Source organism: Bacteroidia bacterium (genome assembly GCA_016218155.1).
Classification (GTDB): Bacteria; Bacteroidota; Bacteroidia; order Bacteroidales; family GWA2-32-17; genus GWA2-32-17.
Map to the genome: position 1 here is coordinate 15,512 of JACREQ010000002.1, position 26,099 is coordinate 41,610.

21 protein-coding genes and 1 other RNA gene are annotated in these 26,099 nt (G+C 30.5%); 17 read left to right on the forward strand and 5 right to left on the reverse strand.

From position 1 onward, the window contains the following. Nucleotide 1: 1 nt before the first annotated feature. The 10 genes from asnB (at nucleotide 2) to HY951_00155 (ending at nucleotide 15,115) form a co-directional block, all read left to right on the forward strand. Nucleotides 2-1,864, forward strand: a complete 1,863-nt coding sequence (gene asnB / locus HY951_00110) for an asparagine synthase (glutamine-hydrolyzing) (GenBank protein ID MBI5538435.1) — start codon at nucleotides 2-4, stop codon at nucleotides 1,862-1,864. 87 nt (nucleotides 1,865-1,951) lie between these two features. Then, nucleotides 1,952-3,151, forward strand: coding sequence for a glycosyltransferase (locus HY951_00115; protein MBI5538436.1), 1,200 nt, complete (start codon nucleotides 1,952-1,954; stop codon nucleotides 3,149-3,151). 77 nt (nucleotides 3,152-3,228) lie between these two features. Beyond that, nucleotides 3,229-3,987, forward strand: a complete 759-nt coding sequence (locus HY951_00120) for a polysaccharide biosynthesis/export family protein (protein MBI5538437.1) — start codon at nucleotides 3,229-3,231, stop codon at nucleotides 3,985-3,987. A 4-nt stretch (nucleotides 3,988-3,991) separates the two neighbouring features. Further along, nucleotides 3,992-6,418 carry a polysaccharide biosynthesis tyrosine autokinase gene (locus tag HY951_00125; protein MBI5538438.1) on the forward strand — a complete coding sequence of 809 codons (2,427 nt, stop codon included), beginning with the start codon at nucleotides 3,992-3,994 and terminating at the stop codon, nucleotides 6,416-6,418. A 2-nt stretch (nucleotides 6,419-6,420) separates the two neighbouring features. Then, complete coding sequence (locus HY951_00130; GenBank protein MBI5538439.1) at nucleotides 6,421-7,500, forward strand: undecaprenyl/decaprenyl-phosphate alpha-N-acetylglucosaminyl 1-phosphate transferase; 1,080 nt, start codon at nucleotides 6,421-6,423, stop codon at nucleotides 7,498-7,500. Nucleotides 7,501-7,570: 70 nt separating this feature from the next. After that, nucleotides 7,571-8,527 (forward strand): lytic transglycosylase domain-containing protein, encoded by a 957-nt coding sequence (locus tag HY951_00135; protein ID MBI5538440.1) that lies wholly within the window; start codon nucleotides 7,571-7,573, stop codon nucleotides 8,525-8,527. A gap of 14 nt (nucleotides 8,528-8,541) precedes the next feature. Further along, nucleotides 8,542-11,427, forward strand: a complete 2,886-nt coding sequence (gene uvrA, locus HY951_00140) for an excinuclease ABC subunit UvrA (GenBank protein ID MBI5538441.1) — start codon at nucleotides 8,542-8,544, stop codon at nucleotides 11,425-11,427. Next, a complete protein-coding gene (locus tag HY951_00145) occupies nucleotides 11,424-12,134 on the forward strand; it encodes a TIGR00730 family Rossman fold protein (GenBank protein ID MBI5538442.1) in 711 nt (236 codons plus the stop codon). The genes uvrA and HY951_00145 overlap by 4 nt, the downstream gene beginning before the upstream one ends. Before the next feature lie 162 nt (nucleotides 12,135-12,296). Continuing rightward, on the forward strand, nucleotides 12,297-13,670 hold the full coding sequence (locus HY951_00150) for a hypothetical protein (GenBank protein MBI5538443.1): 1,374 nt from the start codon (nucleotides 12,297-12,299) through the stop codon (nucleotides 13,668-13,670). Between the two features lie 101 nt (nucleotides 13,671-13,771). Further along, nucleotides 13,772-15,115: a hypothetical protein gene (locus HY951_00155; protein MBI5538444.1), complete on the forward strand. Its 1,344-nt coding sequence runs from the start codon at nucleotides 13,772-13,774 to the stop codon at nucleotides 15,113-15,115. Between the two features lie 6 nt (nucleotides 15,116-15,121). Here HY951_00155 and smpB read toward each other — a convergent pair whose 3' ends face one another. Both smpB and HY951_00165 read right to left on the reverse strand, forming a co-directional pair. After that, complete coding sequence (gene smpB / locus HY951_00160) at nucleotides 15,122-15,571, reverse strand: SsrA-binding protein SmpB (GenBank protein ID MBI5538445.1); 450 nt, start codon at nucleotides 15,569-15,571, stop codon at nucleotides 15,122-15,124. A 5-nt stretch (nucleotides 15,572-15,576) separates the two neighbouring features. Further along, nucleotides 15,577-16,176: a YIP1 family protein gene (locus tag HY951_00165; protein MBI5538446.1), complete on the reverse strand. Its 600-nt coding sequence runs from the start codon at nucleotides 16,174-16,176 to the stop codon at nucleotides 15,577-15,579. A gap of 97 nt (nucleotides 16,177-16,273) precedes the next feature. Between HY951_00165 and miaA the strand changes: the two genes are divergently transcribed. Further along, complete coding sequence (gene miaA, locus HY951_00170; GenBank protein ID MBI5538447.1) at nucleotides 16,274-17,203, forward strand: tRNA (adenosine(37)-N6)-dimethylallyltransferase MiaA; 930 nt, start codon at nucleotides 16,274-16,276, stop codon at nucleotides 17,201-17,203. On the opposite strand, the gene HY951_00175 is transcribed toward miaA, so the two are convergent. Further along, complete coding sequence (locus tag HY951_00175; GenBank protein ID MBI5538448.1) at nucleotides 17,193-18,578, reverse strand: HD domain-containing protein; 1,386 nt, start codon at nucleotides 18,576-18,578, stop codon at nucleotides 17,193-17,195. The genes miaA and HY951_00175 overlap by 11 nt on opposite strands. Nucleotides 18,579-18,729: 151 nt before the next feature. On the opposite strand from HY951_00175, the gene HY951_00180 reads away from it, so the two are divergent. The 3 genes from HY951_00180 (at nucleotide 18,730) to HY951_00190 (ending at nucleotide 20,195) form a co-directional block, all read left to right on the forward strand. After that, the gene (locus HY951_00180; GenBank protein ID MBI5538449.1) at nucleotides 18,730-19,005 is read left to right on the forward strand and encodes a hypothetical protein; all 276 of its coding nucleotides are present in this window, start codon (nucleotides 18,730-18,732) and stop codon (nucleotides 19,003-19,005) included. Nucleotides 19,006-19,140: 135 nt separating this feature from the next. Then, on the forward strand, nucleotides 19,141-19,473 hold the full coding sequence (locus HY951_00185; protein MBI5538450.1) for a hypothetical protein: 333 nt from the start codon (nucleotides 19,141-19,143) through the stop codon (nucleotides 19,471-19,473). A 77-nt stretch (nucleotides 19,474-19,550) separates the two neighbouring features. Further along, complete coding sequence (locus tag HY951_00190; protein MBI5538451.1) at nucleotides 19,551-20,195, forward strand: superoxide dismutase; 645 nt, start codon at nucleotides 19,551-19,553, stop codon at nucleotides 20,193-20,195. A gap of 212 nt (nucleotides 20,196-20,407) precedes the next feature. On the opposite strand, the gene queG is transcribed toward HY951_00190, so the two are convergent. Both queG and ffs read right to left on the reverse strand, forming a co-directional pair. After that, the gene (gene queG, locus HY951_00195) at nucleotides 20,408-21,331 is read right to left on the reverse strand and encodes a tRNA epoxyqueuosine(34) reductase QueG (GenBank protein MBI5538452.1); all 924 of its coding nucleotides are present in this window, start codon (nucleotides 21,329-21,331) and stop codon (nucleotides 20,408-20,410) included. Nucleotides 21,332-21,452: 121 nt separating this feature from the next. Then, nucleotides 21,453-21,552: signal recognition particle sRNA small type (gene ffs / locus HY951_00200), an RNA gene on the reverse strand. Between the two features lie 94 nt (nucleotides 21,553-21,646). Here ffs and HY951_00205 point away from each other — a divergent pair. The 3 genes from HY951_00205 (at nucleotide 21,647) to HY951_00215 (ending at nucleotide 26,089) form a co-directional block, all read left to right on the forward strand. Then, nucleotides 21,647-22,210: a DUF4199 domain-containing protein gene (locus HY951_00205; protein ID MBI5538453.1), complete on the forward strand. Its 564-nt coding sequence runs from the start codon at nucleotides 21,647-21,649 to the stop codon at nucleotides 22,208-22,210. A gap of 1 nt (nucleotide 22,211) precedes the next feature. After that, nucleotides 22,212-23,162, forward strand: a complete 951-nt coding sequence (locus HY951_00210; GenBank protein MBI5538454.1) for a glycosyltransferase family 2 protein — start codon at nucleotides 22,212-22,214, stop codon at nucleotides 23,160-23,162. A 110-nt stretch (nucleotides 23,163-23,272) separates the two neighbouring features. Continuing rightward, nucleotides 23,273-26,089 (forward strand): insulinase family protein, encoded by a 2,817-nt coding sequence (locus HY951_00215; protein ID MBI5538455.1) that lies wholly within the window; start codon nucleotides 23,273-23,275, stop codon nucleotides 26,087-26,089. Nucleotides 26,090-26,099 lie beyond the last annotated feature (10 nt).

Sequence of the window (26,099 nt, forward strand, 5' to 3'; positions counted from 1 at the left end):
CATGTGCGGAATTTGCGGAATATTTGATTTTAACGAAAATGCTGAAAGGTGGACAGGTTCTTTAAGGCAGAGCATTTCTTTGCTTAAAAACAGAGGTCCAAATAGCGATGGAATATTCTTTCACAAGAATGTAGGTTTAGGTCATACCCGACTTTCAGTTATTGATACTTCAGATGCTGCAAATCAGCCATTAACTGATAGTACTGGAAGATATACAATCATTTTTAATGGCGAATTTTATAATTATCCCTATCATCGAAAAAGATTGTTAGAAAAAGGTTTTGTTTTTAAAACCCTCTCTGATACTGAAGTGTTATTAAATCTTTATATTGAGAAGGGCGAAAGTTTTTTAAATGAAATAAATGGGTGCTTTGCAATTGCAATTTATGATAACAAAGAGCAAACTGTATTTATCGCTCGTGACAGATATGGTATTAAGCCATTAGTATTTTATAAAGATAATAAGAAAATCATTTTTGCTTCAGAAATAAAAGCTTTATTGTGCTTTGATATAACAAAGACACTAAACAATGAGGCTATGGGATTATATTTTCAACTAAACTATATTCCTGCACCTTTAACAATATTTGAGAATGTTTACAAGCTTTTACCCGGACACTTTATTAAAATTAAAGAGAAAAATGTTGAGGTAAAACAGTATTATTCAATAAATCAATCTTTAAATTCGAAAATTTCATTTAATGAAGCAGTCGAAGAATTTAGGCAACTTCAGGAGGAATCTGTAAAAAGAAGATTAATGTCTGACGTTCCGCTTGGAACGTTTTTAAGTGGCGGTCTCGATTCAAGTATTGTAACAGCTATTGCTGCACAAAATGTTTCAAAATTAAATACGTTTTCAGTTGGTTTTAAAGAAGATGCATTTTATGATGAAACTTCATCTGCACAAATAATTGCAAATAAATTTGATACAAATCATACTGTTTTTTCGTTATCAAGAAATGATCTTTTAGATGAAATCACTCATGTTTTAGATTATTTAGATGAACCCTTTGCAGATAGTTCTGCTATAGCAGTTTCAGCTTTAAGTAGGTTAACAAAGCAGAATGTTACAGTTGCGCTGTCTGGAGATGGTGCTGATGAATTGCATGCAGGGTATAATAAACATTATGCACATTATAAGGCATTAAATGGAGGTCTGTTTAATGTTGCGGTAAAAATATCTTTACCATTTGTTAAGATTTTGCCAAAATCGCGAAACTCCTCTTTCTCAAATAAAGTTAGGCAGGTGCAGCGATATGGAAAAGGATTAATTAAAAACGATAAGGATCGTTATTGGTATTGGAGCAGTTTTGCTGGAGAAAAATATATAGAAAAATTATTAGTAAATAATTTAAGTATAGCAAATCAACAAACAGTGATTCTTAAAAACGTAAATTCAGATTTTAACTCATTGCTTTATACTGACATGAATCTGGTTTTGCCAAATGATATGCTTTTTAAAGTTGATATGATGTCTATGTCTCATGGCTTAGAAGTTCGTGTTCCTATGCTCGACCATACTATTGTTGATTTTATGTTTACACTTCCATCTGAATTTAAAATTGATAGTAATTCAAGAAAAAAACTTTTACGATCTGCATTTGCTGATATTTTGCCAACAGAAATTTTATCAAAACCTAAACATGGTTTCGAGGTTCCACTTTTACCTTGGTTGCAAAATGAATTAAATCCAATGTTGAATGAATTACTAAGCGAATCAGCAATTAACAAACAAGGAATATTTAATTTCTCGAAAATTCAAAATCAAAAAAATAAATTACATTCTGTTAATCCTTCAGAAAGTCCAGTTCATCTATGGAGTCTTTTAGTTTTTCAGTATTGGTGGAACAAATTCTTTAATTAATCCTTTATTTTTTATAACCTATAATAATTAATCAACGTAAAAACACCTGTTTTACGTATTAAGTACATATCATACTGAACCATTAAAATGAAAAGAATTTTACGTATTGTAAATAGATTTAATTTAGGAGGACCAACATACAACGCAGCTTACTTAACAAAATATTTAAGTCCTGAATATGAAACAATGTTAATTGGAGGGATTAAGAATGATGATGAGGATAGTTCAGAGTATATTCTTGATCAGTTAGGCATTAACTCAGTTATAATTCCCGAGATGCGTAGATCAATTAACGCATTTCAGGATGTAGCTGCTTACAATAAAATTAAGAAAATAATTAAAGAATTTAAACCAGATATTGTTCATACACATGCTTCAAAATCAGGAATGTTAGGCAGAAGAGCAGCATTTAGTATGAAAGTTCCTGTTGTAGTTCATACATTTCATGGACATGTCTTTCATTCATATTTCAACTTGCTGAAAACTAAAACTTTTATAACTATTGAGAGAAGGTTGGCTAAAAAATCTTCTGGAATTATCGCGATTAGCGATATTCAAAAAGAAGAGCTTTCAAAAATTTATAATATAGCCGAACAATCAAAAATTACAGTTATACCTTTAGGATTCGATCTATTAAGGTTTCATGAGAACCAAGAAGAAAAACGAAAAATATTCAGAGCTGAAAATCATTTAGATAATGATGAAATTGCAGTAGGAATTGTAGGCAGACTTGTTCCAATAAAGAATCATTCCCTTTTTGTCGAAGCTATTGCAAATGTAAAAAAGAGTACAGGGAAAAAAATACGAGGTTTTATTATTGGTGATGGCGAATGTCGTACCGAAATTGAAGATTTAGCACATAATTTAAATTTGGTTATAAGTCCAAATGGAACAACTACTTTAAAACCTGATATTCGTTTCTCAAGTTGGATGCGAAAAGTTGATTATGCATATGCAGGACTTGATATTGTCGCACTTACGTCTAATAATGAGGGAACTCCTGTTAGTTTAATTGAAGCTCAGGCATCAGGACGACCAATTGTATCAACTAATGTGGGTGGAATTTCAAATATTGTAATTCCTGGAAAAACCGCATTGTTATCTGAAACAGGTGATAATCAAACATTTTATAAAAATTTAGAGACTTTGATTCAAAATCCGGAACTAAGAAATTCTATGTCTGAAAAAGGATGGGATTTTGTTAAAAGTAAGTTTCATTATTCAAGATTAGTTGAAGATACTGCCAAATACTATGAAAAACTTTTATTCGAAAAATCAAGATATTAGCATTCTTAAATCGTTAATATTTTTAAAATTTGTATTTTTGGCAGCAAATAAGCGAAAGAATTAATTAAAACTACCTTGTGAAAATACTGCAAAGAAATAAAATATTACAAATTATTGTTCTGTTTGTTGTTTGTATTTCAGCATTTTCGTGTCGTACTATTAACTCAAACGAAATGTTTAAAACAGATCCTGAATTTAAATATTCAGAATTTAAACCTTCAGAAAAAGAATACAAAATTCAGCCTTTTGATAAATTAGATGTTAAAGTTTTTGCAAATGATGGCTTTAAACTGGTTGATGTTTCGCAAACAACAGCTCAATTACAAACCAGTATGTCGTATTCGGTTGAATACGATGGGCTTGTAAAATTGCCAACTATTGGAAGAGTTCAGATTGCCGGACAAACTATTCGCGAGGCTGAAAAATTGTTGGAAAACAAGTATAAAGAATTTTTTGTTGACCCATTTATTTTAATTTCAGTTACAAATAAAAGAATCATAGTTTTTTCAGGAGGTTCGGCAGCAGGAAAAGTATTACCTTTAAATAACGAGAATTATACTCTTATTGAAGCTATTGCAGAGTCAGGTGGTATTACAGATTTTTCAAAATCACATAAAATTAAATTATTACGAGGCGATTTAAATAATCCTGAAGTATTTCTATTTAGTGTCAGAGATTTAAAAGATATGAAAAGTGCAAATTTTCTTCTTCAGGCAAACGATATAATTTATGTTGAATCGAGACCAAAATATGCATCAAGAGTTATTTCAGAAATTTCTCCATATATTGGCTTGTTAACAAGTGCTTTATTTATTTACGGATTATTCTTAAAATAGAAAAATGGAGCACAAAAACATACCGATACTTAACGAGAAGTTCGACTTTAATATTTTTGTACAGGTTTTTAAAAGAAGTATTTTACTTTCTATTTTAGTTTTTATTGCTGCGGGTTTTGGAGCATTTGCTTATCTAAGGTACACTCAACCAATCTATAAATCTTCTTCTATTATTCAGTTGAAAAATGAGAATACAACTGCAAATAAAGTTTTAAACCTTACAAGTGCTGTTGAAGAAATTAACAGTATGCAAACTATTGAACTTGTAAGGTCGAAAGAATTTTTAAAAAGAACATTTAACAAGCTACCTTTAGGTATTAGTTATTATTCTCAGGGTACATTTTTAGAAAACGAGCTTTATAGGGCAACCCCATTTACCGTTGATTTTCGTGTTGCTAAAGGTAATTTATATAATGTGCCGATTTATATCTCTTTTAACTCAAAAGGGATTGCTTTGCTAAAATACACAATTAATGATAAATCAGTAGAAAAAGAGGTTAATCCTAATACATGGAGCGATATTGGAGGCTTTGAAATAAACCTGCATATAAGTGACTTAGCTGCAATTAATGCTCAAACTGAAAAAGTAAAATCCGAATCATTTTATTTTACAATAAATGATACGGAATCAGTATTTAAAAAATATAGCAGTCAGCTTGAAGTTACTTTACTTAATGCAGAAGCAAATACTATTCAGATTTCTTTTACTGATAACAATGCTCAAAAAACAAGTGAGATGGTTAATACCATTGCCGAGGAATTTATTAAATACGATGTAGAGAAAAAGAAAGAAAGTTCACAGAAAATATTAGATTTTATTGAAGTTCAGAATGATATTATTTATCACCAACTTGATAGTATTGAAGGATTATTAATGCAATTTGGTGTTAAGAATCAAGTAAGAAGTGATAAAGATGGTGCTGTGTCGGGTGTTGATAGGTATGCAACACTTTTGTCAAGAATTGAGGAAGAAATTGATAATGTAGAGGTAGAAATATCTTCATTAAAACAAGTTTTAGATGAAATTGCAAAAGCTCCAAATATTAAAGTTTATGATTTAATTTCATTATTACCTTCAAACAGCGATGGTATATTAATTAGTTTATTAAATCAGATGCAAACTCTTATTTCGCAAAGAGATATTTATTTAAACAATCAGACTCAAAATAGTTTTCAAATTAAAGTAATTGAGAAGCAGATTGAAACCCAAAAACAAACTTTAATTGATCTAATAAAATCAAACTATAACAGAGCAATCGACAAAAGATTAACACTTACAAAAAAGCTTACAGAGTATGAAATAAAAGTATATGGAAATACTTCTGCAATGGATCTTGATTTTTTAAAAATAAAAAGACTTTACACCATAAATGAAGAATTTTATAATAAGCTTTTAGAAAAAAAGGCTGAATATTTAATATCTCAGGCCGGTTCAATAAGTCAGAATACTATTTTAGAAAATTCTGTTGTTCCTTCAACACCAATTGCACCGTTAAGAAACTCAATAATTATTCTTTTTATGGTAGTTGCATTGGTTTTAAATGCAAGTATTATTATTTTAAGATATTTACTTTATAACGAGATAACATCACCTGAAGATATTAGATCTTACTCTGAAGTACCTGTTGTTGGCGTTGTGCCGTTATATAAAACTAAACTCCCTGTTTCACAGCTTCTGGTTGACGTTAAGCCAAATTCAGTTTTTTCAGAATCATTCAGGTCAATTCGATCAAGCCTGGATTTTCTAAAAAACATTGAAGGATCTAAAACAATTGCAGTTTCGTCAACAATTAGTGGCGAAGGAAAAACATTTATAGCACTAAATCTTGCAGGAATTTTTGCAATTCAGGGCAAAAAAGTAATATTACTAGACTTAGACTTAAGAAAGCCTCGTTTTCATTTATGCTTTAATACTGATAATAGTAAAGGATTAAGCACAATTCTTATTAAGAAAAATACAATTGAAGATTGTGTAAAAAGATCTAAAATAGCTAATCTGGATTATATAACTGCAGGACCAATACCTCCAAACCCTTCCGAGTTAACAGCAAGTAACGATATTGCTGTTCTGATAGAGACATTAAAGCAAAAATATGATGTGATTATAATAGATACTCCACCTCTTGGACTTGTTACCGATGCTCTTGATATTTTTAAAACATGTGATTTCCCGATATATGTTATTAAAGCAAATTATTCTAAGCGGGCATTCTTATATAATCTAAACCATCTTTTAGAAGAAAAACATATTTTAAATCTCTCTGTTGTAGTAAATGGTATTGATTTGGAAAAATCAAGATACGGAGGATATAACTATGGTTATGGATATGGTTACGGTTATGGCAACACAGATTACCATACAGATTATTATGACGATTCTGAAAAGAAAAAGAAAAAGGGATTTGTTGCTAAAATTATTTCCAAGTTATAATCATGATTTTACAATTTAATCACATATTGCTTGCTATTTATTTTTTTGTATTACTTGTTGTTACATTTTTGATACATCAGTTTTTATTTAAAAAATCAACAAAGTACAATATAAGAAAAGCAAACCTTAATGGTATTAGATGGAGTAGCCAAACAAAACCAGTCTCTGGAGGAATTACATTTTTTGTCTCCCTTTTAATTTCTGCAATAGCTTATTTGCTTTATCAGGATAATATTTTATCTATCGAACCCAAATATATTTATATTGGAATTGTACTAGCTATTTCATTTTTAATGGGACTGGCTGATGATATGATTAGTACTTCACCCTTACTAAAACTTGCTATTCAGGTTGCATGTGCTGTAATACTAATAAGAGGTGGAGTATTTATAGAAATATCTTCCAATTTTTATTTTAATATATTTTTTACAATTTTTTGGATTACAAGCATTATGAATTCAATAAATATGCTTGATAATATGGATGCAATAACTTCTACAATTTCTATTACTGTAATAATTGGTCTTATTTGTCAGAATATTTTGATTGGAGGAAGAGAACTTGACCTGATAATTTTCTTAGCATTATTCGCTTCATTATTAACATTTATGAAATTTAACTGGCACCCTGCAAAGATGTATATGGGAGATAGTGGCAGTCAAATGCTCGGGGCTTTTTTAGGAACTTTTAGTATAATTTATTTTTGGAATAGTCCTGTTAATATTAATATTCATCCTTCTGTTTTTCATGTATTTGTTATTTTTCTGATTTTCTTAATTCCTATTATTGATACATCTACTGTAACTATAAATAGACTTTTAAAAAAGAAATCTCCATTTGTTGGAGGCAGAGATCATACTACGCATTTTCTAAGTTATAGAGGAATTTCGGAACCAAAGATTGCAAGGTTGTATTTTTTAATAAATATTATTTCTGTTGGCTTATCAATACTTATATTAAATACAAACGAACAAATTTCATTTTGGTTATGTGTATTTTCGTTAATCTATGGTATCTTTGCGCTCTTTATTTTATATGTAAATACTCGTATCACAAAACCTGTTGAAATTGAAAAAGATTGATAATAATCGCTTAAAGCAATTCTGGATTAAATTAGCCTCAACATTTACTGCACTTTGTTTATTATGGTTAATGATAAGTCTGTTTAGTTTTTCTGGACAAAAAACTGAATCTCCTGAAGACAAAAAATATGTGGAGGAATTTAATAGTAAGTATGCTGTTTTTGCTATAGAATTTCCTGATAATTTAACATTTGCTGGCGAGAAGGTACCTCTAGAATATTTTGATGTTTATGAAAATCTAGATCGTGAGTTTTTAATTAATACATATTGGCATTCTCAAGCATTTCTTTTTATTAAACGTGCATATAGATATTTTCCTATTATAGAACCTATTCTTAAAAAGAATGGAGTACCTGACGATTTTAAGTATTTGTGTGTTGCAGAAAGTGGATTGTCTAATGTTGTAAGTCCTGCCGGAGCAACCGGATTTTGGCAATTTATAAAATCAACCGGACAAAAATATGGGCTAGAAATTACAGATGAAATTGATGAGCGCTATAATTTAGAAAAATCTACTCAGGCTGCATGTAAATATCTTAATGATTGTTATGTCTATTATAAAGATTGGGCATTGGTTGCAGCCTCTTATAATGCCGGAATGGGAGGGGTAGATAACCAAATAAAAAAACAAAAAGTTACTTCATATTATGATTTAATGCTTAATGAAGAAACGTCGCGTTATGTTTTTCGAATTATTGCAATTAAAACAATAATGGCAAATCCTAAAAATTATGGATTCCATTATAGAAAAAAAGATCTTTATCCTCCCATACCTACTGATAAATTAATAATTGATACTTCTATTACCGATTTAGCAAATTTTGCATTGCTAAAAGAAGTTAATTATAAAATGTTGAAATATTTTAACCCTTGGCTACGTCAAAATACACTAACTGTAACACAAGGCAAAAAGTATATTCTACAGTTACCAAAATCTGGCTATCGCGATTTAAATAAAATTTGGGAAGACTCCGGATTGCTTAACGAAGAAGTTGTCGATACTTCAACAATTAAAAAACCTGAATAAATTCTGATAAAGTGATGATTGATAAGCTTGCTGTTAGAAGGCAGGAAAATATTGAAGTTTCAGGAGCAAGAGTTCATAATCTGAAAAATATAAGCCTTGTAATTCCTCGTAACAAATTAACTGTTATTACAGGTTTAAGTGGAAGTGGAAAATCTTCTTTGGCTTTTGATACAATATATGCCGAAGGTCAGAGAAGGTATATTGAAACATTTTCTGCCTATGCAAGAAATTTTCTAGGAAACCTTGAACGACCTGATGTTGATAAAATATCAGGACTTAGTCCGGTTATAGCAATTGAACAAAAAACAATAAGCAAAAATCCAAGATCAACGGTTGGTACTACAACAGAAATTTATGATTTTCTTAGATTACTATATGCTCGTGCATCTGAAGCATATTCATATGTAACCGAAGAAAAAATGGTAAAATATTCCGAAGTTCAGATTAATGCTCTAATTAACGAACAATTTACAGGAGAAAATATTACTATTTTAGCCCCGTTGGTAAAAGGGCGTAAAGGTCATTATCAGGAGTTGTTTGATCGTTTAAGACGTAAAGGTTTTTTGTATGCAAGAATTGATGATGAAATAAAAGAACTTAAGTTTGGTTTAAAAGTAGATCGCTATAAAGTTCATAACATTGAACTTGTAATTGATAGAATTAAAGTTTCCGAAGAATCAGAAAAACGTTTACGCGAGTCGGTGCAAATGGCAATGAAGCAGGGTAATGGCGTATGTATGATTCTAACAAAGGAAACTGAAAAAGTCAGATATTTTAGTCGCTCATTTATGTGTCCAACTAGTGGAATTTCATATAATGAACCTGCACCTCACACTTTCTCATTTAACTCACCTCAAGGTGCTTGCCCTCATTGTGGTGGATTGGGTCGTTTTTCAAGAGTTGATTTAAATAAGATAATTCCTGATAAAACTCTTTCTATTGCCAGAGGTGCTTTTGCTCCTTTGGGTAAATACAGAAGTTCGTTAATTTTCTGGCAACTTGAAGCTATTGCTGCAAAATATGATTTTTCTTTAAAAACTCCAATTAGTGATATTCCCGAAAATGCTTTAAATGTTGTATTGTATGGTTCAGGTGAGACTTTCAGGTTGCAAGGTAATTATCCGGGAATATCTTCAAATTATATTATAAATTGGGAAGGTCTGGTAAATTATATATTGAATCAGCATCATGAATCTACTTCGCAAAAAGCAAAACAATGGTCAGATGATTTTGTAGTAAATGAAGTTTGTCCCGATTGCAATGGCGCTAGGCTAAAAAAAGAATCTCTTTATTTCAGAATTGATGGGAAAAATATTTCTGAATTATCCCAGATGAATTTATCCGATTTATATGAATGGCTTAACAATATAGAAGATAGAATTTCTCAGAAACAGTCAATAATTGCCCGCGATATTTTAAAAGAAATTCGCAACAGATTAAAATTTATTCTTGATGTTGGGATTGATTATTTAAACCTTAACCGCCCTGCTGCTTCCTTGTCTGGTGGCGAAAGTCAGAGAATCAGACTTGCAACACAAATTGGTAGCAGGCTTGTAAATGTACTGTACATTCTGGACGAACCAAGTATTGGTTTGCATCAAAGAGATAATGAAAGATTGATAGAGTCTTTAAAACAATTAAGGGATGCCGGTAATACCATTATAGTTGTTGAGCACGACAAGCAAATGATAATGTCTGCTGATCATGTTATTGATATGGGACCTAACGCAGGAATAAATGGTGGAGAGATTGTTGCTGAAGGAACGCCTGAAGAAATATTAACTCAGGGTGGTTTGACTGCTGACTATTTAAGTATGAGAAAATTTATTTGCGTTCCAAATCCAAGACGCAAAGGAAATGGACATTCAATTATTTTATCTGGTGCAACAGGTAACAATTTAAAAAATGTTGAAATTAAAATTCCTTTAGGAAAATTAATTTGTGTGACAGGGGTTTCTGGTAGCGGAAAATCAAGTTTGATAAAAGAAACTTTACAACCTATATTATCCAAACATTTTTTCAGAGCTTTAAAGAACCCATTACCATATAACAATATAAAAGGATTAGAAAATATTGATAAGGTAATTGAAGTAGATCAGTCACCAATAGGAAGAACTCCACGTTCTAACCCGGTAACATACACTCAGATTTTTTCTGATATAAGAAAGTTGTTTGAACAGATGCCTGCCTCAAAAATTCGTGGATATAATGCCGGAAGATTCTCATTTAATGTTAAAGGAGGTCGTTGTGAAGGTTGTGGAGGTGCCGGTGTTAAAACAATAGAAATGAATTTTTTGCCTGATGTGTATGTTTTATGTACTGATTGTAATGGAAAAAGATATAATCGTGAAACATTAGAAGTTAGATACAGAGGTAAATCAATTAGTGATATACTTGAGCTTAGTGTTAAACAAGCAGTTGAATTTTTTGAAAATATTCCTGCAATTCATAATAAATTAAAAGCACTTAATGATGTAGGCTTAGGTTATATAACATTAGGACAACCATCCACAACACTTAGTGGGGGTGAGGCTCAAAGAATTAAACTTGCTTCAGAATTTACAAAAAAGGATACTGGTAAAACTTTATATATTCTTGATGAACCAACAACAGGACTTCATTTTGAAGATGTAAGAATATTAATGAATGTATTAAATAAACTAGCAGATAAAGGAAATACAGTAATTGTAATAGAACATAATTTAGATGTAATAAAACAGGCAGATTATATAATAGACATGGGACCGGAAGGTGGAACAAGGGGAGGACAAATTGTTGCAGTAGGAACACCTGAGGAGATTGCAAAAAATGAAATTGGATTTACTGCACGATTTATAAAAGAAGAACTTAACCTTCATAAAAAATTAACGTATCAAAAAAATAAATGTTTTGAACTATGAGTACAAGTGAAGAAAAAATTATCAGAGCTTTTGAAAATAAAGACTGGAACGAAATTAAAACACATGATTCCTGGCAAATATTTAAAATATTGTCGGAATTTGTACAGGGATTTGAAAAGCTTTCTAAAATTGGACCCTGTGTTTCAATTTTTGGATCTGCACGAACAAAACCTGATAATAAATATTACAAATTAGCTGAAGAAATAGCATACAAATTAACCCAAATGGGTTATGGTGTTATAACTGGTGGCGGACCTGGTATTATGGAAGCCGGAAATAAAGGTGCAAAATTAGGAGGAGGCAATTCTGTTGGTGTTAATATTGTATTAGAATTCGAACAACATCCAAATCCTTACATTGACTTAGATAAATTAATTCACTTTGATTATTTCTTTGTCAGAAAAGTAATGTTTATGAAATATGCTCAGGGGTTTGTTGCGCTACCAGGTGGTTTTGGTACTTTTGACGAGCTTTTTGAAGCTATTACTCTTATTCAGACAGATAAAATAGCCCGTTTCCCAATTGTTCTTGTTGGAAAAGATTATTGGCAAGGCTTAATAGATTGGGTTAAAAAATCTGTTTTAAACGAAGAACATAATATTGGGATTGCCGATTTAGATTTATTTCATCTGGTAGATACTGCTGATGAGGCAGTTGAGCATATTCATAATTTTTACAAGAAATACGTACATAAGCCCAATTTTTAAATTATTAACATCTGTTGATAACATTTTAGCTTTTGCTGCGTAAAAAATTCAGAAGTTTTGAACAAATTTTATTAACAATTGTTGATAATTATTTACAAATCTTGTAAAATTTCAACTTTAATGCTTACATTTGAGCAGTTTAGTTGAACAAAGAACTAATTTATGATTAAGTATCTTATTCTGCTTCTGAATTTTATTGGTTTTCTGCTCGTTAATTTATTTTTAGGTGACGTAGTAGTTTCAGTAAATGCGCCTAATGAAGTGTCTCCCGGAGATAGTTTTACAGTTGAATTAACGATTACCAAAACTGATTTGGCAAGTTTTGCAAGATATCAGCAAGATCTTCCAATTGGATATACAGCAACGGCATTAAATTCATTTAATGGCGATTTTACTTTTAAGGATCAGAAAGTAAAGATTATATGGCTAAAACTTCCAACAGATAGCGTTTTTACATTAACATATAAAATTAAAGTTGATTCAACTGCTGAAGGTCCTTTAGTATTAGGCGGTGATTTTAGCTATATATATGATAATGAGCGCAAAACAATGGCGATTTCTTCAAAAACAATAATAGTTAAATCACAGGGTGCTCTTGCAAATAATAACCAAAATAATAACACGAATAATTCTAATCAGGTTCTTAATAACACTCTAACACAGAATTTTCCAGCGAATGAAATATATTGTTACCGTCAGATTGTAAGAGATATTGATGGAATAACAGTTAATTTACTAATAAACACAGCCAATCTCTCGAAAGATAAATTTGCAAAAATTCAGGAAAAAATTCCAACTGGGTTTTCTGCTACGAACATTGAAAGTAAAGATGGTATTTTTTCTTTTAAGGATAATACTGTGAAATTTTTGTGGATGTCTCTTCCTGCCGATAATCAGTTTCAGGTAAGTTATAGACTTATTTCAGGAACGCCTACTTCTGACATGCCAGACATTACAGGTACTCTTTCATATATAGAAAATGAGGGTACAAAAATTAAATCGATAGAGAATAAAGAATTTCTTGGTACTGGTTTGATGGCAAATAATACCAATCAACAGAATAATCAAAATAACCAAACTAATAATCAGACTAACGTAAATAACGTCGATACAAATAATCAAAACCAGAATAATTTAACAAATAACCAAACTAATAATAATTTAAATAATCAGACAAAGAATAACAACCAAAATCAAAACAACCTGAATAATAATCAGATTGTAAATAATCAAACGGTTGTTAGTCCCGAGAATGGTGTTAATTATAAAGTACAGATTGGTGCATATCGAAAAAATTTAAATGTATCATACTTTAAGAGAATGCAGGTAAACGAACAGGTGTCAATTGAGATTAATAATGGTCTGAATAAATATATTATTGGTTCGCATTCAGAATATAAAGAAGCTCGTGATCACAGAGTAAAGATTTGGGAAACCACCCCAATACGCGATGCTTTTGTTTCTGCATATAATAATGGTAGCAGAATTACAGTTCAGGAAGCAATTATGATTGCTAATCAGAAATGGTATCAATAACAAACATTTTTTTATTATTTTCGTAAAAAAAGCACAAAGTTTACCGAATGTCGGCAAAGTGTCTATTAATCTGCGTTATAATTTTTTTACCCCGATTCGTTTTGAGTCAGGTTCAGCTTGTTGATACAACAAAAAGTACAACCCCTGCTGAACATGGACCATATGAATATTTATTATTAGATACAACTTTAAAGGCAGAAAACCCCGTTTATAAACCTGTAGTTGGATTTGGCCGAGGAGTTTTTACTTTCTTTGGAGATGTTAGAGATAATTATAGTTCAAATCCTTTGGTTGGAAGACATGCATGGATTGGGACAGTATCCAGAAACTTAAATTCGTTTTTAAAATTAAATTTTCAGGTTACATTTGGCAAACTTACTGGAAATGCTCATCTTCCTTCTAAAAATATAAACTTTCAATCAGAAGTTCTTGCTGGTGGTATTAATTTGAGCTATAACTTTAAACATTTGATTAAAAAGCCAAGTGTTGTTATGCCTTTCTTGTCCCTAGGAATAGAATCTTTTGAGTTTAATTCAAAGGCTGATATGTACGATGCCAATGGAGTTCTTTATAATTACTGGTCAGATGGAACAATAAGAAATATTCCGGAATCTCAGGGAACCGAATTAAATAGTGTGGTATTGCAGCGTGATTATAAATATGAAACAGATCTCCGTGAACTTAATCTTGATGGTTTAGGAAAATATCCACAGGTAGCTTTTGCTGTTCCAATTGACTTCGGTTTTGAATATACTTATTCAAATAGATTGTCGGTAAGATTAGGTGCAACCTATCATTTTAATTTTAATAATAATGTAGATAATGTTAGCGATGCAGGAACAGGAAGCAGGCAAGGAAAAAAACATGGAGATAAATTTATTGTAACTTATGTTACTTTACATTATGATTTATTTTCACCACCAAAACTTACTGCACTTGAAGCACATTATGGTGATGTGTTATTTTCTTCATTAGATGCAGAGGATGAAGATGGTGATGGTGTTGTTGACTTGTGGGACGAATGCCTCGAAACTCCGGCCGGAATAGAGGTTACCGCAAAAGGCTGTCCTATTGATAAAGATAATGATGGTTTTGCTAATTACTTGGATAAAGAATTAGAATCTGCAAAAAATGCAAATGTGAATTTATCTGGTGTTACTTTTACAGAAGATGAAATTCTTGCCGAATCAACTCCACCGAATGCTGTTTTATCAAATAAATTATGTGATTACTATCCTAGTTTATGCAGACAATCTGGTGGAATAAAGAAATTTAAAACAATGTATTTAGATATTCCCGAAAAATTTAAACCTGTAGATGTTAATAATGACGCTTATATTTCTGTTGAAGAGTTGAATATTGCTATCGATAAATTTTTCGACTTCGGAACAAATTTCACCATCGAAGATATATATGAATTAAATGATTTCTTCTTTGATCAGTAAGATATTTTAATCTTTATCAGCTCTGTCTGTTTCTCTTTTACTGTCTTTCTTCTTAAGTGATTCTCTTTTATCGTAAAGCTTTTTACCTCGTGATATTGCAATTTCAAATTTTGCTTTTCCTTTTTCTGTAAGAAAACAAGAAGTTGGTATAATAGTAAAGCCCTTTTCTTTAACTTTTTTAAGTATTCTGTTTAGTTCAGTTCGGTTTAATAACAATTTGCGATCATGAACCGGAACATGGTTAGCATAACCTCCATGTGTATACTCAGCAATGTGCAAACCACGAATATATAGCTCGTTGTTAATGAAAATACAATAGGAGTCAACAAAGTTGATTTTTCCTTGCCTGATAGATTTTATCTCGCTTCCAGTTAATACAATTCCGGCAACGAACTTTTCAAAAATTTCGAATTGAAATCCTGCCTTTTTGTTTTTGCTTATTATTTTATCGCCCATTAATATTAAAATCTAAATGTTGCATTAGTTAATGTAAATGCAACTGAAATTAAATTTAAAGTTAAGAATGTTATTCCATAGGTTCCCATAATAATTACAAAACTAACAATAGTAAAACTGATTTTTTTATGATCAGGTGTTTTCATCATTGGACATATACCTGTCCATAATGTATAACAGGAATATATCCCAGCAATTCCAATTAAACTTGAGAATAATGCAATTGGAATTAATCCGGCAGCAATACTTGTTAAGAAGGCTGCAGTATATGAATATATTACAAGCTTAAATGCATTGTTGATGTTTTTTACAGATTCAAATTTTGTTGAAATTGCATTAATTATTATTGATGAAAAAATTATTACTGAGAATGGTGTTATAATATTACTTATAGTATTAATTATAACAAAACTTAAAGAATACCATCTTATTCCAGTAAATAATAAAATAGTTAATGAAGAAATTGATATTGCTAATATGTAAGGTAAGGCATAACCAAAAATTGCATTAGTTGTACCAGATTTTTCCTGATCAATTTTAATCCATTCTTCAACCGGATTAAAAAGTATATTTTTAGATCTTATAAAAATTGCTTTGAAGTTCATTTATATTTGAGTCTAATTTAAATTTTTGATTAAATTGATTAAATAAGTTAGTTATAAGATAAATTTAGATGCAAATTTATAATATTTTTACAGCTTAATGACTTCATTATATAATATAGTAACAATACTTGGACCTACAGCTTCAGGCAAGACCCGCTTTGCTGCCGAATTATGTTGTAAAATTAATGGTGAAATAATAAGTGCTGATTCAAGACAGGTATATAAGGGAATGGATATTGGAACAGGCAAAGATATTAAGGATTATGAAGTTGCAAGTATTAAAGTCCCTTATCATATTATTGATATTGTAGAAACTGGTTATCAGTACAATGTTTTTGAGTTTCAGCGAGACTTTTTAAAAGCATTTAATAAAATAAAATTAAATTCTAATTTTCCTGTGTTATGTGGAGGAACAGGTTTATATATTGATGCAGCTTTAAAAGGGTATAAGTTAATAGATGTTCCAATAAATACTGCTTTAAGGGAAAAATTAGAAAATAAAACTTTGGATGAACTTAACCAAATCCTCAAAAAATATAAAAAACTTCATAATGTAAGCGATTCGGATACTGTAAAACGTGCAGTAAGAGCAATTGAAATTGAAGAATATTATTTGAGTAATACAAATATAAATAAAGAGTATCCAGAATTAAAAAGTTTGGTTATTGGAATTGACTGTGAAAGAGAGTTGAGAAGAACAAGAATAACCGAACGCCTTAACAAAAGGCTAAATGATGGATTAATTGAGGAAGTACAACAATTATTAAATAGAGGAATAACTGCAGATCAGCTTATTTATTATGGTTTGGAGTATAAATATATTACCGAATATTTAACCGGAAAATACAATTTTAAAGAATTCTTCTCAAAATTAGAGATTGCAATTCACCAGTTTGCTAAAAGACAAATGACCTACTTCAGAAGCATGGAAAAAAAGGGGACTAAAATAAACTGGATAAATTGTGAAATACCAAATGAAGAAAAAATTGAAATGGTATTGAATAAACTTAAAATTACTAATCAGTAATCTCTTTTTTAAGTCTCTCAATCTGAGTTTGTTTATTTACTTCGCGCAATTTGTTAGCAGTTTCTGTAAAATATTGATGTGGAGTCAGAAATTTAATTTGTAATTTATTCCAATCGTTAATTGAGCCTATTAAATTTTGTTCGTGAAGTTCTTTATATAGAGTGTTAGAAACAGGAATAAAGTCACTTCTACCAAGATAATCAAGATCGGCATCACAAATAATTTTTTGCAATAATGTTTTAGGCTGTGGTGGGAGCTTTGTTGCCATTATTATTTGCTGAATTTCTACAATTTGTTCGTTCGTATAACCAAATTTTGGAAGTATAGATGCTGCGATTCTGGTTCCTATAAGTTCGTGATCGCGGGTTTGAATAGTTTGTCCGGAGTCGTGAAATAATGCAGCAGTTTTTAATAACAACATTTCTTCATCCGAAATGCCTTCGCCCTGACCAAGTATTTCGGCTTGAATTCCTACGTCAATAGTGTGTTTTAAATTATGGTAATGCAAATATTTTGGTAATTCGCGTTCGAGCTTATCTAACATGAATTCTTCCAGATCATCATATTTAATAAGCTGAAATTTAACCTGGAATTTTTTATTTGGAACCAAACCTTTCTTGTCAACAGAATATTTGGGTGTAAATCCTTTAACCTGATAAAGGTTAATGTCGCCAACATATTTAACAGGAATTTTACCAATGTAGCTGCAACGAAAATATTCTGAAATTAATTCACGAGTCATTTCAGAAATAATTATTTTTCCAGGCTCACTAGCAGATTCAATTCTACTAGCAATATTTACAGTTTCACCTTTTAATTCATATGTTATTTTCTTTTTTCCCTGTTCCGCAGCAATAACCGGTCCTGTATGAATTCCCATAGAAATTTCCCAGATTATTTGATTCTCACCAAAAAGCTCTTTTTGAAATTCTTTAAGTTTATCGTTAATTTTAATTGCTGCAAGAACCATTTCTATTGGATTTGTCCTGTTCTTTTTTGGTATGCCGCCTGCGCACATTAAAGTATCGCCAATAGAGCTTATTTTTTCAATGTTATGGGATGCAATAATTTCATCAAGCATTAAATAAAAACTATCCAGTTCATCAATTAGTAGTTCTGCATTTTGTTTTTCGGCTAATTTTGAAAATCCTTTTATATCAGCAAAAAATACAGTTACCATTTTATAACGGATACTTTTTTTATCGGCTGATTCAAGGTTAATTTTTGAATTAATTTTTTCTAAACCTTCTCCTAAATTACGATTTTGCTCAATCAGTTCAAGATTACGTTTTAATAATTCCCGATTTTCTTTGTTTAAATCAGAAATTATTTTTTCAAGCTCTTGTATTTTAATTGAGTAATCAGATTCCTGCATTATAAAATCATTAGAATTTTAATAAACTAAATTACACCTTTTTGATCTAATGAACAATCAGAATAATTAAAAAATAGTTAAATAATATTAACGCTATTTGTAATTAGTCTAAATAAGCATTATCTTTGTTCAAGATTAAAAATTAAAAACAATGAAAAATATAAATATACTATTTACCATTGCTATAGTAGCAGTGTTATTATCATTGAATTCTTGTAAGGAAAAGGTCTACTCAGAAAATTCCGGATTATTAATTTCTTCTGCTGGAAACTCTCAAAAAGGCATTAACTCGTTTGCAAATGTTAATGAATATAGTATGATGAAATTAGTTTTAAATTATGGAACGGTTACACCATATAAAAAAATACTAAGCAATTGGTATGTTACAGAATCCAATAATAGTATTCTAAATAATGAAGGTTGTTAAGTCATAAAATCTGCAAAAACAAAAAGAATGAAAAATAAAAAAATAATTTTTACCCTTGCAATAGTAGCAGTGTTATTAGTATTAAATTCCTGTAAGAAAGAAGATAATTCTGCTAATACTTCTAATTCCAATAATATTAGCAATATTATTCAGCAGGGCAACTGGAAAGTAACATTATATCATGATAGTGGAACTGATGAAACTTATTATTTTAACGGTTACCAATTTGTATTTAATTCTTCCGGAATCATTATAGCTTCGGTTAATAGTAATAATACAAATGGCTCCTGGTCATCTGGAAACGATGATAGTACTCCAAAATTGATTTTAAATTTTGGAGTCAGTTCACCATTAGATAAGCTCAATGATGATTGGCATATTATTGAACAAACCTCAGTTACCATAAGGCTTCAGGATGTAAGTGGTGGTAATGGAACTACAGATTATCTTACTTTCGAGAAAATATGAAAACAATAATAATTTCAATATATGGAATAATAATTCTTTCGTCATTTCAATTTTACAATTTAAAATCAATAAATAAAATGGAAACAGTAGTAACAAATGAAACAAAATTAGTTTACCCGTATTCTTTGTCCGAATTAGGTTATAGTTATGATGCACTTGAGCCTTATATTGATAAAGCTACAATGGAAATTCATTATTCCAAACATCATGCAGCATATATTGCAAATTTAAATAATGCAATAAAAGGAACTGATGCTGAGAAGCTGCCATTATCAGAAATTATTTCAAACATTAGTAAATATCCTGTTGCAGTAAGAAATAATGGTGGCGGGCATTATAATCATTCACTCTTTTGGAAAATGTTAAGTCCAAAAAGCAGTGGAGCTCCGAAAGGTAAATTAGCCGATGCTTTAAACAGTACCTTTGGCTCTATAGAAAAGTTTAAAGAAGAATTTGAATCAGCTGCAAAAACCAGATTTGGTAGTGGTTGGGCATGGCTTTCGGTTGACAGTAATGGAAAATTATTTGTTTCATCAACACCTAATCAGGATAATCCATTAATGGATGTTGTTGATAAAAAAGGAACTCCTGTACTTTGTTTGGATGTGTGGGAGCATGCTTATTATTTAAAATATCAAAATCGCAGACCCGATTATGTTTCTGCTTTTTGGTCGGTTGTAAACTGGGCTGAAGTTGAAAGAAGATACGAAGATTTGTTATAGTTTGATTCTTTTTTTAATTAGTGTTTATTCTAACACCTGTCGTGAAAACGGCAGGTGTTTTTTTTTATAGTGTAATATTAAACTTCTAATTTCATAAAATATTTTTCATAGATTATTTTTAAAATAATAACTAAAATATAGTTATTCATTTTGATTTCTCTCACTTATATTTATTCGTTTTTTTATAAATGTTTATCCGCGTTAATCAGCGTCTACTTTTTATTCTTAACAAAGTCTATATTCCTTTTTAGCCTTTTGAAACCTATATTGTTTATTGAAGTATTTTTAAATTTAATTTCGAATTTTTCTTCAGTTAAATTTTCCCAGTCAGTGTTACTCCAATTTATATATTCATTAGGTTTAAAGAATTTGTTATTAGCTTTGTCAACTCCTTTATTATATGGACATACAGTTTGACAAATTTCGCATCCATAAATTTCGTTTTTTATTTTTTCTATAAAAAAATCAGGAATATTTTCGCTTTTACTGCTATTTGTTGCATATGATATACACTTTGTTGCATTTAAAGAATATGGAGTTAGCGCATTAGTGGGACATGCATTTATACATAATGTACAAGTTCCGCATTGTTCTTCAATAGGCAAATCGTATTCGAGTTCCTTGTCAATAATTATTTCACCAATTATAACAAATGACCCAATGGTTGGATTTATTAATAAATTATTTTTTCCAATCCATCCTAGTCCTGATCGTTCTGCCCATGCGCGCTCGAACACTGGGCCCGAATCGCAGAAAGCTCTTCCATTTACCTGAGGAATTTCTTCTTTTATTTTTTCAAAAAGTTTTGTTAAAAGATTATGCATAATTTCGTGGTAGTCGTTTCCATATGCATATTTAGAAATTTTATAATCAGAATTATTTTCAATTTGTTGCGGAAAATAACTTAATAAAACAGAAATAATTGTTTTAGCATTTTCTATTAGTAATTCAGGGTTTGCTCTTTTGTCTAAATTGTTTTGCAAATAAGCCATTTCTGCAGTATAACCACTATTAATTGAATTAATTAAACTTTCTTTATTCTTTGTTAATTCAACAGATTTTGAGAATCCACAATCGGTAAAACCTAATTTTAAAGCAAAATCTCTGATATTTTCTGTTATTTCTTTTTTTGTCATTTTACCGTGCTTTAAAAAAGATAAAATAAAGCGATATGAATTTTCGGAGAGAGATTTTACTCAGGAACAGAGATATGTTTTTAAGCATTTTGCTTAACCTTCTTTTCGTTTATCAAAAAAAGAAGGGTAAGCTACTTATATCGCACCGCTACAACCTTCTACCCTTGCTTCCTTCCGGACCTGGGGGGGTTAAAAGGGAGCTGGTCGTATAAGACTTACCCCGCGCAAAATTATATATAATTAACGGATATAAAAAAATTTTGAAAAAAAACTAATATCTTTGTAGTAGTTAAATCATTATAATTATCTGAAAACATGAACAATCGAAGAGGTTTATTCTGGAAAAATAATATGAATTTCGGTGCAATAGGAGGGTTTGCACTTATAGTTATTTCAATAATTCTTTATTTTTTTAATGTTCAAGAGAGCTCATTATCCTCGTTATTATATTATGCTGTAATTATTTCTACAATTATAATTGGAACAAAATATCTGAAAAAGATTGAGAATGGTCGAATTTCATATGCTAGAGCACTTGGCTCAGGAACACTTATTAGTCTTTTTGCATCTATAATTATTGCAGTATATATGTTTGTTTTTCTAAAATTTATAGATACTGGTGCAATGGAGAAGATGTATGATTTAATGGAAATGAAAATGGCCGAACAGGGTTTGCCGGAAGAGCAGTTAGAAATGTCTCTTGAAATGGCTAAAAAATTTACGACTCCTCTTTCAATTGCAATAATGACAATATTTTCTTATACGCTATGGGGTTTCATTTTTTCGCTAATAACATCTGCATTTATTAAGAAAAAAACAAATGGTTACGATGCTGCTATGGCTGAGATAGAAAAAGAAATAAACGAAGAAAATAAATAGTATGGACATTTCTATAGTTGTTCCATTATTTAATGAAGCTGAATCTTTACCTGAATTATTTGATTGGATAAAGAAGGTAATGCTAGAAAATAAATATTCCTATGAAGTAATAATGGTTGATGATGGCAGTAATGATAATTCATGGGAGGTAATAGAAAATCTTTCTTCTAAAAATCCGGAAGTAAAAGGGATTAAATTCAGAAGGAATTATGGTAAATCTGCAGGGTTATATTGTGGATTTGAAGCTGCTAAAGGAAATGTTGTTATTACAATGGATGCCGATTTGCAGGATAGTCCTGATGAAATTCCAGGGTTATATAAAATGATTACCGAAGAAAATTACGATTTGGTTTCGGGTTGGAAGAAAAATAGACACGATCCTGTATTGACAAAGAATTTACCAAGTAAATTATATAACTGGACTGTTCGAAGAATTAGCGGAATTAAGCTTCACGATATGAATTGCGGACTTAAGGCTTACAAAAGTCGGGTAATTAAAAGCGTTGAGGTTTATGGTGAAATGCATCGTTATATTCCGGTTTTGGCAAAATGGGCAGGTTACAAAAAAATTGGAGAAAAGGTAGTTCAGCATCAGGAAAGAAAATATGGAACTACAAAATTTGGCCTGGAAAGATTTATTAGAGGACCATTAGATTTGCTTTCTGTTACATTTATTACCCGTTTTGGAAAACGCCCGATGCACTTTTTTGGAATATGGGGAATGATAATGTTTATTTTAGGCGGTGGAGTTTCTGTGTATTTACTGGTCGAAAAAGTTTATCGTGCAATAAATAATTTGTCATATAGAAACGTTACCGACCAACCATTATTTTATCTTTCTCTGGTAGCGGTAATTCTTGGTGTTCAGCTTTTCCTTTCTGGTTTTCTTGCTGAATTAGTAAGCAGAAACTCAGCAGACAGGAATCATTATCTAATAGAAAAAACTATATAATATTTTTAGTAATTCATAAAAATCATTCTTTTTACCAAAAATATTTTGCAGGTTTGTAACTTATCGTAATGTAAAATCGTCACAGCAATTCAATATAAATTTCAAACGACATGAGAACAACAAAAAAGTTATTTTTATCTTTATTTATCGGAATTATTTCGTTGGCAGCATGGGCTCAACCGAATACCGATTTAGGTAAGCCAATGCCAGTTGATCCAAATGTAAAAATTGGAAAACTAGACAACGGACTTGTATATTATATCCGTAAAAATGCAAAACCCGAAAAACGTGTTGAACTTCGTTTAGCCGTTAATGCTGGTTCTATTTTAGAAACAGATGACCAACAAGGTCTAGCTCATTTTTGCGAGCATATGTGTTTTAACGGAACAAAGAATTTTCCAAAAGATGAATTGGTAAATACTATCGAAAAGATGGGTATTCGTTTTGGTGCTGACTTAAATGCTTATACAAGTTTCGACGAAACTGTATATATGTTAAAAGTACCAACAGATCAGCCTGAGTTAGTTGATAAAGGGTTTCAGATTATTGAAGATTGGGCACATAATGTTTCACTTGATGACGTAGAAATTGACAAAGAAAGAGGAGTAATTTTAGAAGAACGTCGCCTTGGATTAGGTGCTGATGACAGAATGAGAAAAAAATCTTTTCCTGTAATCTTTAAAGGATCACAATATGCAAACAGAATCCCGATAGGAACAAAAGAAGTTTTGGAAGGATTCAAATATGAGACATTGAAGAGTTTTTATAAAACATGGTATCGTCCAAATATTATGGCTGTTGTTGTTGTTGGAGATATTGACGTAGCTCAGATGGAACAAAAAATTAAAGATCACTTTGGTAAAATTCAGAATCCTGCAAATCCTGTAAAACGTGAAAATTTTGATCTTCCAGATAATACTGAGCCTTTAATTAGTATTGAAACAGATGTTGAAGCTACATCAAGTTCATTAATGTTTTTCTATAAACACCCAAGACAATTAACTAAAACCGTTGGTGATTATAAAAATTATTTGATGACTGAGATTTTTACAGGAATGCTAAATGATCGTCTTGACGAAATAGTTCAGAAACCTGATGCTCCATTTATTTATGCCGGTACCGGTTATGGTGAATTTTTAGCTCGTTCAAAAGATGCATATCAGGTATATGCTCAGATGAAAGAAAATATGATTGACAAAGGTTTTGAAATTTTGCTTTCAGAAAATGAAAGAGTAAAACGTTTTGGATTTACAACTGCAGAGTTTGAACGCCAGAAAGCCAAAATTTTAACCGAATATGATAAACAGGCTAAAGAATTTGATAAAATTGAGTCAGGCAATTTAGCAATGGACTATGTATATAATTTTCTTGCAGAAAACCCAATGCCGGGTGCACAAAAAGATTTTGAATTAGCAAAACAGTTTTTACCAGAAATTAAAATCGAAGACATTAACAATTTAGCAAAAACATGGATTTCTGACAAGAACCTTGTTATGATGGTTACTGCACCTAAAAAAGATAATATTAAAGTTCCTACTGCTGAAAATCTTTTACAAATTATTAAAGATGTTAAGGCAAAAGAACTTAAACCTTATGTTGAAACACTATCTGCTGATCCTTTGTTAGCAAATATACCAGCTGGTTCAGAAATTAAATCCACAGTTAAAAATGAAGAACTTGGTTATACCGAAGTAACTTTTGCTAATGGTGTTCAGGCAATTTTAAAAACAACTGATTTTAAAAACAACGAAATAAAAATTTCTGCTTATGGTTTAGGTGGAACATCACTTGCAAATACTGAAGACTATTTATCTGCAATGTTTGCTTCAAATATTGTTGACGAAGGTGGAATTGCAAAATTTAATAAAACCGATTTGGAAAAGAAACTTGCAGGTAAGGATTTAGAAATTAGTCCTGTTATTTCTGATGTTCAACAAGGATTTAGTGGTAAATGTGCTCCAGCTGACTTAGAAACAACATTACAATTAATTTACTTGTATTTTACCGAACCTCGAAAAGACAAAGAATCGTATGATGCATTTATTTCAAAAATGAAGAGTCAGTTAATGTTTCTTGCTAACAACCCACAATATGCATTTTACAGAAAGCTTATTGAAGTTGTTACATCAAACGATCCACGTTCTATTGTTATACCTACAGTAGAGCAGTTAGAGAAAGTAAACCTTGATAAATCTTTTGAGTTTTTCCGTAGTAGATTTTCTGATGCTTCCGGATTTAAATTTTTCTTTGTAGGAAATTTTGATAACGCTACAATTATTCCTTTGTTACAGAAATACCTTGGAGGATTACCAGCTAAGGGACAACAAGAGATGTGGAAAGATGTAAGTCCTAAATTTCCAGAGGGAATTAAAGAGGATGTTGTTAACAAAGGTTTAGAAGAAAAAGGATTTGTTGGATTAGTATGGAATAGTAGCTTTGACTGGTCATCAGAAAATATTTTAAGAGAAAAAATATTAACCCGTATTCTTGACATTAAATTACGTGAAACAGTTCGTGAAGACGAAGGCGGAACATACGGTTTACAAGTACGTGATCAGGTTGAAAAATATCCAAGATCTGAATATAGTTTGAATATTATTTTTGGTTGTGATCCTAAAAAACAAGATAAACTTGTTGATGTGATTTTTAAAGAAATGGATAGAATTGTTAAGAATGGTCCAACTGATGAAGATATGGCAAAAATTAAAGAAACTCTTATCCGCGAACGTGAAACAGATATTAAGAAAAACGATTGGTGGATTAGAAAATTAGAAAACCTTTATTATTTTGATGATCCTAAAAAATCTTTTGCTGATTTTAACGATAAAGTTAAAGCTGTAACAAATGACGAAATTAAAGCTGCAGCAGCAAAATATTTTAATATGAAAAATTATGTTAAGGTTTATTTGAAACCAGAAAAGAAATAACAATTTGTAA

Bases quoted from the DNA above. Each gene is read 5' to 3' on its own strand.
- HY951_00115 (MBI5538436.1), top strand. From the start codon at position 1,952: ATGAAAAGAATTTTACGTATTGTAAATAGATTTAATTTAGGAGGACCA.
- HY951_00190 (MBI5538451.1), top strand. From the start codon at position 19,551: ATGGAAACAGTAGTAACAAATGAAACAAAATTAGTTTACCCGTATTCT.
- smpB (MBI5538445.1), bottom strand. From the start codon at position 15,571: ATGGGCGATAAAATAATAAGCAAAAACAAAAAGGCAGGATTTCAATTC.
- HY951_00145 (MBI5538442.1), top strand. From the start codon at position 11,424: ATGAGTACAAGTGAAGAAAAAATTATCAGAGCTTTTGAAAATAAAGAC.
- HY951_00180 (MBI5538449.1), top strand. From the start codon at position 18,730: ATGAAAAATATAAATATACTATTTACCATTGCTATAGTAGCAGTGTTA.
- HY951_00125 (MBI5538438.1), top strand. From the start codon at position 3,992: ATGGAGCACAAAAACATACCGATACTTAACGAGAAGTTCGACTTTAAT.
- HY951_00175 (MBI5538448.1), bottom strand. From the start codon at position 18,578: ATGCAGGAATCTGATTACTCAATTAAAATACAAGAGCTTGAAAAAATA.
- queG (MBI5538452.1), bottom strand. From the start codon at position 21,331: ATGACAAAAAAAGAAATAACAGAAAATATCAGAGATTTTGCTTTAAAA.
- HY951_00210 (MBI5538454.1), top strand. From the start codon at position 22,212: ATGGACATTTCTATAGTTGTTCCATTATTTAATGAAGCTGAATCTTTA.
- HY951_00165 (MBI5538446.1), bottom strand. From the start codon at position 16,176: ATGAACTTCAAAGCAATTTTTATAAGATCTAAAAATATACTTTTTAAT.
- HY951_00135 (MBI5538440.1), top strand. From the start codon at position 7,571: ATGATAAGTCTGTTTAGTTTTTCTGGACAAAAAACTGAATCTCCTGAA.
- miaA (MBI5538447.1), top strand. From the start codon at position 16,274: ATGACTTCATTATATAATATAGTAACAATACTTGGACCTACAGCTTCA.
- uvrA (MBI5538441.1), top strand. From the start codon at position 8,542: ATGATTGATAAGCTTGCTGTTAGAAGGCAGGAAAATATTGAAGTTTCA.
- asnB (MBI5538435.1), top strand. From the start codon at position 2: ATGTGCGGAATTTGCGGAATATTTGATTTTAACGAAAATGCTGAAAGG.
- HY951_00215 (MBI5538455.1), top strand. From the start codon at position 23,273: ATGAGAACAACAAAAAAGTTATTTTTATCTTTATTTATCGGAATTATT.
- HY951_00130 (MBI5538439.1), top strand. From the start codon at position 6,421: ATGATTTTACAATTTAATCACATATTGCTTGCTATTTATTTTTTTGTA.
- HY951_00205 (MBI5538453.1), top strand. From the start codon at position 21,647: ATGAACAATCGAAGAGGTTTATTCTGGAAAAATAATATGAATTTCGGT.
- HY951_00150 (MBI5538443.1), top strand. From the start codon at position 12,297: ATGATTAAGTATCTTATTCTGCTTCTGAATTTTATTGGTTTTCTGCTC.